The sequence below is a fragment of the Streptomyces bambusae genome (assembly GCF_019400985.1).
Taxonomy (GTDB): Bacteria; Actinomycetota; Actinomycetes; order Streptomycetales; family Streptomycetaceae; genus Streptomyces; species Streptomyces bambusae_A.
In genome coordinates, this window is record NZ_WTFF01000212.1 from 1 (window position 1) to 12,858 (window position 12,858).

Genomic DNA, 12,858 nt, shown 5'->3' on the forward strand with positions numbered 1-12,858 from the left:
GCCGAGGACCGCTTCCCGGCCGCAGACCGCTTCCCGGCCGCGGCAGCGGCAGCGTCCCCGGCCGCGCTGCCGTCCCTGGTCACGCCCCCGCCGCCGGCCGCGCCGGCTGCCGCCGAGGAGGACCCCCGCCCGCACATCCATGCCCTGGCCACGGCCGGCCGGCACCCGGAGGCGGCCACGCTGGCGCAGGCCTGGGAGGCCCACGCCCTCCAGGCCTGCGGCAACGACTCGCCCGAGGCCACGCACTGGCGCGAGATCCGTGCCGACCTGGCCCGGATGGCGGGAGACTTCCCGCTGGCGACCCGGCTGTGGATCAGCGCGGGGCGCACCCGCCTCGCCCAACAGCCCCCGGACGCCACGGAGGTCCTGGCCGCCGCGGCCGGCGCCCTGTACTGCTGGACCCAGGTCCACGACCACCGCGCGGCCGCCGAGGCCGGCCCGGAACTCGTCGGGCTGCTGGACGCCCTGCCGACGATGGACCGCGACCTGATGGCCCGGGTGCGGCACCGGCTGGAGTCACTGGAACGCATCTCCAGCGGAGGCTGAGGGTCAGCGGTAGGGGAAGAGCTGCCCGCTGCCGTTGCAGACGGGGCACACCCGCCGGGTGCCGCACAAGGGGCACCGGCCCAGGCGGTCCGGGTCCCTGCGCCCACCACCGCCCCAGCCGGCCGAGCCGCCCATGACCCAGCCGCGGCCCTCGCAGCACGGGCACCACCCCAGCCCGTCGCACTCGTAGCAGAGATCCCCCGCGCTCACCGTCTCCGCCGTCCGTACCGGCTCGGGGCGTACGTGGGGCCGCTCCGGGTACAGCGCGACGGGCTTGGTCCTGCCGCGGTACGCCAGCACTCCCGTCCCGCGCGCCGCCGAGACCCTGATCTCCATGCCGTCGAGGGTGCCGGTCACGACGGACTCCAGCACGGTGTTGCGGTCGCCGGGCGCCGGGCCGGCGGTGCGCCAGCCATCGGCGGCGAACAACTCGGCCGCGCGTGCCACGGCCTCGACGGCGGACACCCCCTGCGGGCGCACGACACCCGAGAGAGACTGGTGGAACGTCGCCGGTACGGTGCCGTGGTCGACGAACGGTGCGTACTCCAGCGGGAATTCGGGCACCTGTCCCGGAGTGAGCCGTGCCGCCAGCTCCTTGAGGTACCCGCGCAGGCGCTCGGTCTCCTCGGCGAGGCGCCTGCGCGCCCCGGGTATTTCCTGGCTCATCCCGACCGCCCCGTCCCCGCCGTCACCCGGTCCCGTCCCCTGCACGCCGATGGTACGGGCGGGCGGGCACGTTCACGGCCGACAGGGGGCGCGCCCCGCTCACGCCCCGCGTCGGTGGAGGGCGTCCAGCAGGGCCAGGTCCTCGGGGGACAGGCGCAGGGCGCCGGCGGCGACGTTGGCCGCCAGGTGGCCGGGGTTGCCGGTGCCGGGGATGGCCAGGACGTGCGGGCCGCGGTGCAGCGTCCAGGCCAGCCGGACCTGCGCCGCGCTCACCCCGTGCGCCCGCGCCACCGCGAGGACCTCGGGGGCCTCGGCGTCGGCCCGCGCACCGGCCTCCCGCCCGGCGGCCGCGATCGAGTAGAACGGCACGAAGGCCACGCCCTGTTCGCCGCAGGCCCGCACGAACTCGTCGTGCTCGGGCCGTATGCCGATGCCGTACTGGTTCTGCACGCACACCACCGGCGCGATGGCCCGGGCCTCCGCGAGGTGCTCCGGTGTGACGTTGGAGATGCCCAGGTGGCGGATCAGTCCCGCCTGGCGCAGTTCGGCCAGCGCGCCGAAGCGCTCGGCGATCGAACTGGTGCCCACCACCCGCAGGTTCACCACGTCGAGGTGGTCCCGGCCGAGCTGGCGCAGGTTCTCCTCGACCTGGCCGCGCAGCTGCTCCGGCGTGGCGTGCGGCAGCCACTCGCCCGAGGGGTCCCGGCCCGGCCCCACCTTGGTGACGATGACGAGGTCGTCCGGGTACGGGGCAAGCGCCCGGTTGATCAGCTCGTTCGCGGAACGCAGCCGGGAGAAGTAGAACGCCGCGGTGTCGATGTGGTTCACACCCAGCTCCAGCGCGCGGCGCAGTACGCCGACGGCCCGCGCGCGGTCCCCGGGGACCGCGTCCACGTCGAAGGCCTCGCCGTCCTGGGCCAGGCGCATCGCGCCGAAGCCGATCCGGTTGATCTCCAGGTCGCCCAGGGTCCAGGTACCCGATGCCGCTGCGGTGATCGTCTCTGAGGTCATGCCGGAATGATCTTCGATTGCCACGCACCCGTCCAGTGGCCCCGGCCCGGGCAGCTGCGGCCGCGGCAGCGACTTGGCAGTGACTCGGCGGTGACGGGGCAGCGACAGGGCAGCGACAGGGCAGCGACAGGGCCCCGGCTCGGGCGGGCCGAGCCGGGGCCCAGGAGGGCGAGCGCGTCAGCGGTCGTCGCGCATGTCGTCCATCATGTCCTCGTCGCGCATCATGTCGTCCTCGCGCCCCGTTCCCCGGGCGGCCTCTCCGGACCGGCGGCTCCGGTCTCCGGTGCGCATCTCGTCCGGGCCCTTCCCCTTTCCGGGCTCCGGCTCCCGGCCCCGCCGCTGCTCCTCGCGGCCCTTGCCGGGCGTCTGGCGCTTGTCCTGCATACCGCCCATGACGGTTCACTCCTCACGGAAGGGAGGACGTCCTCGTCCTCCTCGCTCCCATGACGCTGCCACCGCCGGCCACTGATCGCATCTCCGCGACTACGCAGTGTCGCACCCGCGGTGCCCGCAACGGCCGGCGCCGCAGGCGCGGGGGGATACCAGGAGGGGTGCGTGCCTGCGGTCGCCGGGGCGGCCGCCCCGGGCCGCTCACCACAGGCCGGCCGCCGTTTCCAGCATAGGCCGGACGGGCAGACGCCGTGCTGCCGGCGGACACCGGCCGCCGGGCGGCACGGCAAGGGCGGTGATCACCATGGCCAGACCGGTCTGGACCGGCGTACTGAGCTTCGGGCTGGTGAGCGTACCTGTCGGCCTGTACACGGCGACCGACAGCCACACCCTCCACTTCCACCAGCTCCAGCGCGGCACCTCCGACCGGATCCGCAACCGGCGGGTCAACGAGCGCACCGGCAAGGAGGTCGAGCTCGACGACATCGTCAAGGGCTACGACACGGGCGAGGAGTACGTCCTGGTCGAACCCGCCGAGCTCGACGACATCGCGCCGGGCCGCTCCAAGTCCCTGGAGATCAGCGGTTTCGTGGACCTGGACGACATCGACCCGATCTTCTTCGACCGGACCTACTACATCGGCCCGAAGGGCAAGGAGTACGCCAAGACCTACGCCCTGCTGGAGCGGGCCCTGGCCAGGAGCAACCGCGCCGGGGTCGCCACCTTCGTCATGCGGGGCCGGGAGTACCTCGTCGCCCTCAAGTCCGAGGACGGCCTCCTGACGCTGCACACGCTGCACTGGGCCGACGAGATCCGCGACCCCCGCGAGGAGATCCCCGATCTGCCCGCCGCGTCGACGAAGACCAGCGCGAAGGAGCTGAAGATGGCGGAGCAGCTGATCTCCGCACTCGGCACGGACTGGGACCCCGAAGCCTTCCACGACACCTTCCAGGAGAAGGTCGCCGCACTGGTCGAGGCGAAGCGGGCCGGCGAGACCGTCGAGAAGGCCGAACTCCCCGCCGAGGCCACGAACGTGGTCGACCTGACCGAGGCCCTGCGCGCCAGCGTCGAACGCGCCCGCGGCGACAAGGGCGCACCCCGCCGGCGGCACGGCCGTACGGGCGGGCGGCAGCCGAAACGCTCCGACCTCGAGTCGATGACCAAGGCGGAGCTCTACGAAAAGGCGGCGACGGCCGGCATCCCCGGCCGCTCGGCCATGACCCGCGACGAGCTGATCGAGGCGCTGGGCAAGGGCGACAAGGCGGCAGCCTGAGCGCTCCGCTGGAAGTGTGGTGATGAAACCGCGGGCCGGTGGGGGCTGGTCGTGCCCACGCGGCGGAGCCGCATGTGCGGACAGCCCCGCGCCCCTTACGGGGCGCGGTACCGCACGGGACTTCGCTGAGCCCGCTCAGCGGCGGCAGCCTAGCGCGGGCCCCCTTCCATCTCGTCCAGCTCGTCCGCCTCGTCGGCCCCCTCGGTCCCGCGCAGGCGCAAGGGCCCGCGGATGCGGTGGGCGCGGCGGACGCGGGTCGCGTCCGCCCGGCGGATCCGGTCCTCGTCGGCCGGCGGCTGCGAACCCGTGCCGGTCCGTGAGGCCGCCCCTGGCGGCCTGCCGTGGTCGTCGGCGATGCCGCCCTCGTGCTGGAGCAGCGCCCGGCGGTCCGTCGCCGGCCCGGGCGGATCGGTGTCGGGCGCGCCCTCGGCCGGCATCGCCGCGCGCAGAGCGCGTTCGGTCCGCGCCGGATCGGGGACGGACACCGCTACCCGACGGAACGGCGCGTCGGGGCCCAGCTCCATGCAGAGCGCCGGGCCCGTGGACTTCACCGCGACGAAGTCCTCACCCTCCGGCAACCGCCTGACGCCCACACACCGGCCCGGACGCCACATCCCCCGGCCGGCCGCCCCGCGCAGCACCCGCCACCAGCTGGGCTCGACCCGGACCCCGCGCAGCGCCGGGACCGGCACCCGCAGCTGCCGCCGCCGCGCGGCGAGCGCCTCCTGCGGGCTCAGCCGGACGACGACCTCGCCACCTTCAACCGAAACGCGCGACATGGAACGCACCCCACTACTCCACTCCGCTGCTGTGCGACACGGGGCGTCTGCCCGCGAACGCGCCGGATATGGCCTTCCGGCGGAGCCGAACGCCCGCCCCGAATGCCCACCGTCACCGCCGCTCACGCGGTGCGGCGAGCCGTCGCGCGTCCCGGGCCGGTTTGCTGCCGGGGCGCCGGGGCAGACGACGGGTGCCGCCGCCCCCGGGACGGCGCGTACGGGGCGGAGCCGGTCACGCGAGCGCCGGCCCGCGACACGGAGGTGTCACCGATGGACGCGAGGGGAAGCGCCGGAGCCACCGCCGCACAGGCAGGCGGGGAGGGCCAGGGGTACGACGCGAGTCCGTACCTGCCGGGCGGGGGCGGCATCGCGGGGCTGCGGCGGGCGGCCGCGGACTGCCGGGGCTGCCCGTTGTTCCAGGACGCCACGCAGACGTGTTCGGCGCGGGCCCGGCGCATGCCCGCCTGGTCCTGGTCGGGGAACAGCCGGGCGACCAGGAGGACCGGCGCGGCGAGCCCTTCGTCGGCCCGGCCGGTCACGTGCTGCGCAGGGCGCTGGAGGAAGCCGGCCTCGGCGAGGAGCACGCGTACGTCACCAACGCCGTCAAGCACTTCAAGTTCACCAGGTCCGGCCCGGGCAAGCGCCGCATCCACAAGGCGCCCAGCCTGCGCGAGATGACGGCATGCCGGCCGTGGCTGGTGGCGGAGCTGAGCCTGGTCGACCCGGACGTGGTGGTGCTCCTCGGCAGTTCGGCGGGCAAGGCCCTGCTCGGGAGTTCCTTCCGCGTCGGCGACCACCGGGGCGTACTGCGCCCGATGCCCGCGCTGGACGGCTTGGACGGCTTGGACGGCTCCGGACCGGCGCGCACCGGCGGCGCGGCCGCGCGCCACGGGCAGTTGCTGGCGACCGTTCACCCGTCGTCCGTGCTGCGGGCCGACGACCGGGAAGCCGCGTTCCGGGGCCTGGTCGCGGACCTGGCCGTGGTGGCGGACGCCATGGCCTGACCCGTTTGCGGGCCCTCCCTCCGAGGCGGATCGTGGAAAGGGGCGAAGGGGCGAAGGGGCGACCGGCCGAGAACCCGGCCAGGAGGAGGAAGAGCCGTGTTTCCGTTCCCCGGCGCATATCCCACGATCCTGCAACCCGACGACAAGGTGAATGCCGCGTTCGAGCAGGCGATGAACGGGTTGACCGGGGCCGAGCAGGACCACGTACGCCTGATGCCGATCACCATCGCCCGTGTACAGCCGGGCACCGGGAGCTATCCGTCCGCCGGGCAGTTCCAGCAGGAGGTGGACTACTCCGCCAGCCTGCTCAAAGTGGCCGTGATGTACGCGGCGTTCGAACTGCACCGGTTCGTGACCGCCGTGTCCCTGCTCCCGGGCGGCCCGTCGTTCGCGCCCGTGGACCAGTTCCTCGACGCGGTCGCGGCCGACTTCGACGGGCACATCCTCGACGCGGTGCCCCGCATCAGGGACTTCCCGGGTATGCCGCGCCAGCACGTGGTGCCGGACTACAAGAACATCTTCCGGGTCCATGAGGATCCTCTGATCCCGGTCAAGATCGTCGAGTTCCACCCGACGTTCGAGCAGCATCTGCACAGGATGATCCGGGATTCGGAAGCCACCCCGTCCGCGACCCACTGCATCCAGGCACTCGGGTACGGCTACATCAACGGCGCTCTCCTGCACGGCGGGTTCTTCCGGGAGCCGGACCTGAGCGGCATCTGGATAGCCGGGGACTTCAAGCCCAGCGGCCGCAAGGACGTGCGCATCCCCTCGGTGAACGACGGCGACGTGGCCCAGGCGACCACCACCTTCGACATGGCGAATCTCTACGCCCTGATCAACGAGGAGATCCTCACGGGAGTCGGCGGCTTCAGCCCCCGTATGCGGGACCTGCTGGCCAACCCGAGGAACGCCTGGTTCGTCACCCCTCCGCCCAACTGGGACGACACGTTCAACGTCGTCGTCACGCACACCAAGGTGGGCTTGGGTCCCTTGAAGGCCGGCGGGGACGTGTTCTCCGAGGGGATCATCGTGCACGAGAAACGGCACGAGGCCGACTTCGTGGTCGTCTACCAGGACCTGCGTCTCGGGACACAGGAAGCGTTCGGCGCCGTGGCCAAGCTGATCGAAGCCACCATCGACGCCGTCCTGGCCTGATGACCGGCACAAGACCGAGACGCCATGACCGAGACGCCATGACCGACACGCACTGACGCCCGGGCCGCCGGCCCCGATGCTCAGACGGCCTGCCACACCGTGGTGACGTTGCAGAACTCCCGGATGCCGTGCCCCGACAGCTCCCGCCCGTACCCCGAGCGCTTGACGCCGCCGAAGGGGAGGGCCGGGTGGGAGGCGGTCATGCCGTTGACGTAGACGCCGCCCGCCTGGAGGTCGCGGGCGAAGCGCTCGATCTCGTCCGCGTCGCGGGTCCAGACGTTCGAGCTGAGGCCGAAGGGCGTGTGGTTGGCGCGCTCCACCGCCTCGTCGAGGTCCGCCACGCGATAGAGCGTGGCCACCGGGCCGAACGTCTCCTCCTGGTCGATCCGCATCGTCTCCGAGATGTCGGCCAGGACCGTCGGCTCGTAGTACCAGCCGCGCTCCATGCCCTGCGGGCGGCGGCCGCCGCACAGCACGCTCGCGCCCTGCCGCACCGCGTCGTCCACCAGCTCCTCCAGGTCGGTGCGCCCCTGTTCGGTGGCGAGCGGGCCGACGTCGGTGGAGTCCTGCATCGGGTCGCCGACGCGGAGCGCGGCCATGCCGGCCGTGAACCGCTCGGCGAACTCGTCGTAGACGTCGGTGTGCGCGATGAAGCGCTTCGCGGCGATGCACGACTGGCCGTTGTTCTGCACGCGCGCGGTGACGGCCGTCTTCGCGGCCTGCGCGATGTCGGCCGAGGGCATCACGACGAACGGGTCGCTGCCGCCCAGCTCCAGGACCGTCTTCTTGACCTCGCTGCCCGCGACCGAGGCGACCGCGCGCCCCGCCGGCTCGCTGCCGGTCAACGTCGCGGCGGCCACCCGGCTGTCGCGCAGGACCGCCTCGACCGCGCCGGCCCCGATCAGGAGGGTCTGGAAGCAGCCGCTCGGGTACCCCGCCCGGGTGAAGAGCCCGCCCAGGTAGAGGGCGGTCTGGGGGACGTTGGAGGCGTGCTTGAGCAGGCCGACGTTGCCGGCCATCAGTGCGGGCGCGGCGAAGCGTACGACCTGCCAGAGCGGGAAGTTCCACGGCATCACGGCCAGCACCACGCCGAGCGGCCGGTAGCGCGCCCGTACGGCCCTGGCCCCGCTGTCCCGGACGTCCGCCTCGGCGGGCAGCTCGTCGGCGAGCAGGGACTCGGCGTGCTGCGCGTACCACCGCATGGCCTTGACGCACTTGGCCGCCTCTGCCCGCGCGGCCGCCAGCGGCTTGCCCATCTCGGTGGTCATGGTGCGCGCGATGTCCTCGATGTCCGCCTCCAGGAGGTCCGCGGCCCCCGTCAGGAGCGCGGACCGCTCGGCGAAGTCCGTCGCGCGGTAGGAGGCGAAGGCGGCCGCCGCGTCGGCCAGGCACCGCTCGATCTCCTCGGGGCCCTGGGCGTCGAACGTACGCACCGTCTCACCCGTGGCCGGGTTCACCGTGGCAATGGGCATGGCCGCCTCTCCACACGCAAAAAGGACCTACGACATGCAAAAGCGACCTACGAAACGGGCTCCCTGCGCCGGTATTGTCCGGATCAGGTAGTGGGGGTCGCCTTCCGGTCTCCCGACCTTCCGGCCTCTCAGCCCGACCGTCGACGTCGGCTCGGGCGGACCATCCTGCACTTCCGCCAAAGTCGGCTACTCCAGTCGAACTCCCTCGCTCGCCTCGTAGGCCTATTAAGAGGATATCCCTCCCAGAAGGGGATGAAACCTCCCGTACGGCTATTTGTTCCACTCTGGTTCCACCCCGCGCGCCCTCCCCGCCGACCCCTCCCGCAGCGTCCATGCTCGCCTACGGAGAGCAACGGCTGGAGCGATGGAAAGCGACGGACAGCTCACGGGAGGAGCGCCACCGGTGCCGCTGACGAGGGCGACGAGGGCGAAGGAGACGAGAGCGGCGAAGGAGACGAGGGCGAAGGAGCGGGCCGCGCGACAGGCCGGGTGGGCGGCGCGGCGGAGCTTCCTGCGGCTCGACGGGCGGCTGCCGCTCGCCGAGGCCGCGAGCGGGGGCCTGCGCAAGGCCTTCCCCGACCACTGGTCCTTCCTGCTCGGCGAGCTCGCCCTGTACAGCCTGCTCGTCCTCCTGCTCACCGGCACCTGGCTCACCTTCTTCTTCCAGCCCTCCCTCCAGCACCTGCCCTACACCGGCGCCTACGAGCCGCTGAGCGGCCTGCCGGTCTCCCGGGCGTACGCGTCCACGCTCGAGATCAGCTTCGAGGTCCGCGGCGGCCTGCTGATCCGTCAGATGCACCACTGGGCCGCCCTCGTGTTCGTGTTCGCCATCGGCGCCCACCTGCTGCGGGTGTTCCTCACCGGGGCCTTCCGGCGGCCGCGGGAGGTCAACTGGACGGTCGGCGTGACGATGTTCCTGCTCGCGCTCGTCGAGGGCTTCGCCGGCTACTCGCTCCCCGACGACCTGCTGTCCGGCACCGGACTGCGGACCGCGCAGGGCATCATGCTCTCCCTGCCGGTCGTCGGCACGTACCTGTCGTTCCTCGTCTTCGGCGGCCAGTACCCCGGCGAGGACATCGTCTCCCGGCTCTACCCGGTGCACATCCTCCTCGTCCCCGGGCTGCTCGTCGGCCTGGTCTCCCTGCACCTGCTGCTGGTCTTCCACCTCAAGCACACCCAGTGGGCCGGCCCGGGCCGCAGCGGCCGCAACTCCGTGGGGCCGCCCCTGTTCCCCCACTACACGGCCAAGTCCGCCGGCCTCTTCTTCCTCGTCGCGGCGGTCACCGCGGGACTCGGCGGACTCGCGCAGATCAACCCCGTCTGGGCGTACGGGCCCTACCGGACGGACCAGGTCTCCACCGGTGCCCAGCCGGACTGGTACGTCGGCTTCCTGGAGGGCGCCCTCCGGCTGATGCCGGGCGTCGAGACCCGGCTGTGGGGGCACACGCTGATGTGGAACCCGCTGCTGCCGGGCGTCGTCCTGCCGGGCCTGTTCTTCGCGGGGCTGTACGCCTACCCGTTCCTGGAGCGGTGGCTCGCCACCGACCGGGGTGAGCGCCACCTGTGCGACCGGCCGCGCGACCGCCCCGCCCGCACCGCCCTGGGCGTCGCGGTCCTCACGGGCTACGCGGTGCTGCTGCTCGCCGGGGCCCAGGACATCCTCGCCTTCATCACCGAGATCCCCGTCGCGGGCCTCACCTGGACCTTCCGGTGCGCCCTGCTGGCGCTGCCGCCCGCCGCCTTCTGGCTGACCCGGCGGGTGTGCCTGGCGTTGCAGGTCCGGGACATCGAACTCCTCACCTCCGGCCTGGAGACCGGTGTCGTACGGCAGTCCGCCGAGGGCGGCTACCACCCGCGGCACGCCCCGCTCACGGCCGAGCAGGCCTACCCCCGCCTGGTGCACGCCGTGCAGGAGCCGCTGCCCGAGCCGCCGGCCGAGTGGGAGGGGCCGGCTCCCACCGGGCGGCTGCGGCGCGCCCTCAGCCACTGGTACACCGCCGACCAACTGCCGCCCCCGCTGGCCGAGGGGCGCCGCCGGCTCGTCGAGGACCTGCTGAGCGGCCCGGACGAGCCGCTCCCGGCGGCGCAGGCTCCCGGGCCGGGGCCGGGGGCGCGGCCCGGGGCGGGGCGCGGGTCCGACGACCCGGCTCCGGGGGCGAGGCCCGGGTCCGAGTAGCGGTCCGTCGCTCCCGCACCTCCTGGAACGGCCGTCCAGGACTCCGCCTGCTACGACTCCGCTGCGCCGCCCCGGAAGACGAACCCGTAGATCCCCGGCGCCAGCACCCCGAAGCCGATCAGGGCCAGCCACAGCCCCTGGGCGACCCCCAGGCCCACCAGCGCCGTGCCGGCGGCCGTGCACACAGGGGCGAAGCTCCGGGCCGGGAAGAAGAAGCCGCGGCCTTCCGCCGCCGAGATCTCGGCGCGCTCGTCGTCCTCGGGGCGGGGCCCGCCCCGGCCGGCCTGCCGCCACAGGAACAGCGCGACGAGCCCGGACATCAGCAGGGACACCGTCAGCGCGGCGATCCCGGCCGGATCGGCCGAGAAGGCCGCGTAGACGCCGCCCGTGACCAGGAAGAACAGCGCGACGCCCGTGAACAGCCAGGCCTCCGCCTTCATCAGGCCCTCACCTCCGGGTGGTGCAGGTCGAACGCGGGGGAGTCGGAGCGGATCCGGGGCAGCTCGGTGAAGTTGTGCCGCGGCGGCGGGCAGGACGTCGCCCACTCCAGCGACCGGCCCCACCCCCACGGGTCGTCCCCCTCCACCGGGACCCCGTACCTCGTGGTGCGCCACACGTTGTACAGGAACGGCAGCGTCGACAGGCCCAGCAGGAAGGACCCGATCGTGGAGAGCGTGTTGAGCAGGGTGAAGCCGTCGGCGGCCAGGTAGTCGGCGTACCGGCGCGGCATGCCCTGCTCACCCAGCCAGTGCTGCACCAGGAAGGTGAGCTGGAAGCCGGTGAACAGCGTCCAGAAGTGCACCTTGCCCAGCCGCTCGTCCAGGAACCGGCCGGTGAACTTGGGCCACCAGAAGTAGAAGCCGGCGAAGGTGGCGAAGACGATCGTGCCGAACAGCACGTAGTGCAGGTGGGCGATGACGAAGTAGCTGTCCGTCAGGTGGAAGTCCAGCGGAGGGGAGGCGACCAGCACCCCGGTGAGCCCACCGAGCAGGAAGGTCACCAGGAAGCCGATGCACCACAGCATCGGTGTCTCGAAGGAGAGGGAGCCGCTCCACATGGTCCCGATCCAGTTGAAGAACTTCACCCCGGTCGGCACCGCGATCAGGAACGACAGCAGGGCGAAGAACGGCAGCAGCACCGCCCCCGTGGCGAACATGTGGTGCGCCCACACGGTGGCGGACAGACCGGTGATGGCGATGGTCGCGCCGACCAGGGCGACGTACCCGAAGATCGGCTTCCGGCTGAACACCGGCAGGATCTCGCTGACCACCCCGAAGAACGGCAGCGCGACGATGTACACCTCCGGGTGCCCGAAGAACCAGAACAGGTGCTGCCACAGCAGCGCACCGCCGTAGGCCGGGTCGAAGACGTGCGACCCGAGCTTCCGGTCCGCCTCCAGGACCAGCAGGGTGGCGGCCAGCACCGGGAAGGCCAGCAGGGCCAGGATCGAGGTGAACAGCACGTTCCAGGTGAAGACCGGCATCCGGAACAGCGTCATCCCGGGCGCCCGCAGGCACACGACGGTGGCGATGAAGTTGACCGAGCCGAGGATCGTGCTCAGGCCGGACACCACCAGTCCCATGATCCACAGGTCGGCGCCGATGCCGGGGGAGTGGACGGCGCTGTTGAGGGGCGCGTACGCGAACCAGCCGAAGGCCGCCGAGCCGTTGGCGGTCAGGAAGCCGCTGACCACCATGAGGGCGCCGAACAGGTACACCCAGTACGTGAAGGCGTTCAGCCGCGGGAAGGCCACGTCCGGGGCGCCGATCTGCAAGGGCATCACGGCGTTCGCGAATCCCGTGAAGGTAGGCGTGGCGAAGAGCAGCATCATGACCGTGCCGTGCACGGTGAAGAGCTGGTTGTACTGCTCCTGGGACAGGATCTGAATGCCCGGGCGGGCCAGCTCCGCCCGCATCAGCAGCGCCAGCAGCCCGCCGAACAGGAAGAACCCGAAGGCCGTGACGAGGTAGAGGTAGCCGATCACCTTGTGGTCGGTGGTCGACAGCAGGCCCAGCAGCCGGCTCCCGAAGGCGGCCCGGCGCGCGGTCGCCCCGCCGTCGGCGTCCAGGACCGGGGTGTTCTCGACCGACACCAAGAAGGCCTCCCGAAGTGCGCCACGGCCGCTGCGACGGCCCGCAGCGCCCACCCTCCCAGCTGCCGGGCGGCGCGCCCCAGCTGCCGGCAGGCCCCGGGGGCCACTGCCCGCAGGGCCCCGGCCCGATGGGCCGCCCGATGCAGCGCAGCATGGGCGTCCAGATCCCGGTCGGCCAGCCGATGGGCCAAACCCTGGGGCGACAGCAGCCGCCGTAGGCACTGCCTCTGGGCACGCGCCAAACCGAGCCCCGGCTGGCCGCCGCACGTCCCGGGGGGTGACATCGCACCT

At 72.7% G+C, this 12,858-nt stretch carries 10 protein-coding genes and 2 pseudogenes; 5 read left to right on the plus strand and 7 right to left on the minus strand.

Annotation, left to right across the window (positions count from 1 at the left end; translation table 11 throughout):
* Positions 1-546: pseudogene (locus GPJ59_RS24940) on the plus strand (hypothetical protein); the annotation flags it as partial.
* 3 nt (positions 547-549) lie between these two features.
* On the opposite strand, the gene GPJ59_RS24945 reads toward GPJ59_RS24940, so the two are convergent.
* The 3 genes from GPJ59_RS24945 to GPJ59_RS24955 form a co-directional block, all read right to left on the minus strand.
* The gene (locus tag GPJ59_RS24945) at positions 550-1,212 is read right to left on the minus strand and encodes a hypothetical protein (protein WP_219669936.1); all 663 of its coding nucleotides are present in this window, start codon (positions 1,210-1,212) and stop codon (positions 550-552) included.
* Positions 1,213-1,311: 99 nt separating this feature from the next.
* Positions 1,312-2,223: an oxidoreductase gene (locus GPJ59_RS24950; protein ID WP_219669937.1), complete on the minus strand. Its 912-nt coding sequence runs from the start codon at positions 2,221-2,223 to the stop codon at positions 1,312-1,314.
* 177 nt (positions 2,224-2,400) lie between these two features.
* Positions 2,401-2,616 carry a hypothetical protein gene (locus tag GPJ59_RS24955; protein ID WP_219669945.1) on the minus strand — a complete coding sequence of 72 codons (216 nt, stop codon included), beginning with the start codon at positions 2,614-2,616 and terminating at the stop codon, positions 2,401-2,403.
* Positions 2,617-2,917: 301 nt separating this feature from the next.
* Between GPJ59_RS24955 and ku the strand changes: the two genes are divergently transcribed.
* The gene (gene ku / locus GPJ59_RS24960; protein WP_219669938.1) at positions 2,918-3,886 is read left to right on the plus strand and encodes a non-homologous end joining protein Ku; all 969 of its coding nucleotides are present in this window, start codon (positions 2,918-2,920) and stop codon (positions 3,884-3,886) included.
* A gap of 149 nt (positions 3,887-4,035) precedes the next feature.
* Here ku and GPJ59_RS24965 read toward each other — a convergent pair whose 3' ends face one another.
* The gene (locus GPJ59_RS24965) at positions 4,036-4,665 is read right to left on the minus strand and encodes a hypothetical protein (RefSeq protein WP_219669939.1); all 630 of its coding nucleotides are present in this window, start codon (positions 4,663-4,665) and stop codon (positions 4,036-4,038) included.
* 270 nt (positions 4,666-4,935) lie between these two features.
* Between GPJ59_RS24965 and GPJ59_RS24970 the strand changes: the two are divergent.
* Positions 4,936-5,669: pseudogene (locus GPJ59_RS24970) on the plus strand (UdgX family uracil-DNA binding protein).
* Positions 5,670-5,765: 96 nt separating this feature from the next.
* On the plus strand, positions 5,766-6,827 hold the full coding sequence (locus GPJ59_RS24975; protein ID WP_219669940.1) for a hypothetical protein: 1,062 nt from the start codon (positions 5,766-5,768) through the stop codon (positions 6,825-6,827).
* An 80-nt stretch (positions 6,828-6,907) separates the two neighbouring features.
* Here the strand turns inward: GPJ59_RS24975 and GPJ59_RS24980 are convergent, their stop codons facing one another.
* Positions 6,908-8,299: an NADP-dependent succinic semialdehyde dehydrogenase gene (locus GPJ59_RS24980; RefSeq protein ID WP_219669941.1), complete on the minus strand. Its 1,392-nt coding sequence runs from the start codon at positions 8,297-8,299 to the stop codon at positions 6,908-6,910.
* A 403-nt stretch (positions 8,300-8,702) separates the two neighbouring features.
* Between GPJ59_RS24980 and qcrB the strand changes: the two genes are divergently transcribed.
* The gene (qcrB, locus tag GPJ59_RS24985) at positions 8,703-10,475 is read left to right on the plus strand and encodes a cytochrome bc1 complex cytochrome b subunit (RefSeq protein WP_374200894.1); all 1,773 of its coding nucleotides are present in this window, start codon (positions 8,703-8,705) and stop codon (positions 10,473-10,475) included.
* A 50-nt stretch (positions 10,476-10,525) separates the two neighbouring features.
* Here qcrB and ctaF read toward each other — a convergent pair whose 3' ends face one another.
* Both ctaF and ctaD read right to left on the minus strand, forming a co-directional pair.
* Positions 10,526-10,915 (minus strand): aa3-type cytochrome oxidase subunit IV, encoded by a 390-nt coding sequence (gene ctaF, locus GPJ59_RS24990; RefSeq protein WP_219669943.1) that lies wholly within the window; start codon positions 10,913-10,915, stop codon positions 10,526-10,528.
* Positions 10,915-12,567, minus strand: coding sequence for an aa3-type cytochrome oxidase subunit I (gene ctaD / locus GPJ59_RS24995; RefSeq protein ID WP_374200895.1), 1,653 nt, complete (start codon positions 12,565-12,567; stop codon positions 10,915-10,917). The genes ctaF and ctaD overlap by 1 nt, the downstream gene beginning before the upstream one ends.
* Positions 12,568-12,858 lie beyond the last annotated feature (291 nt).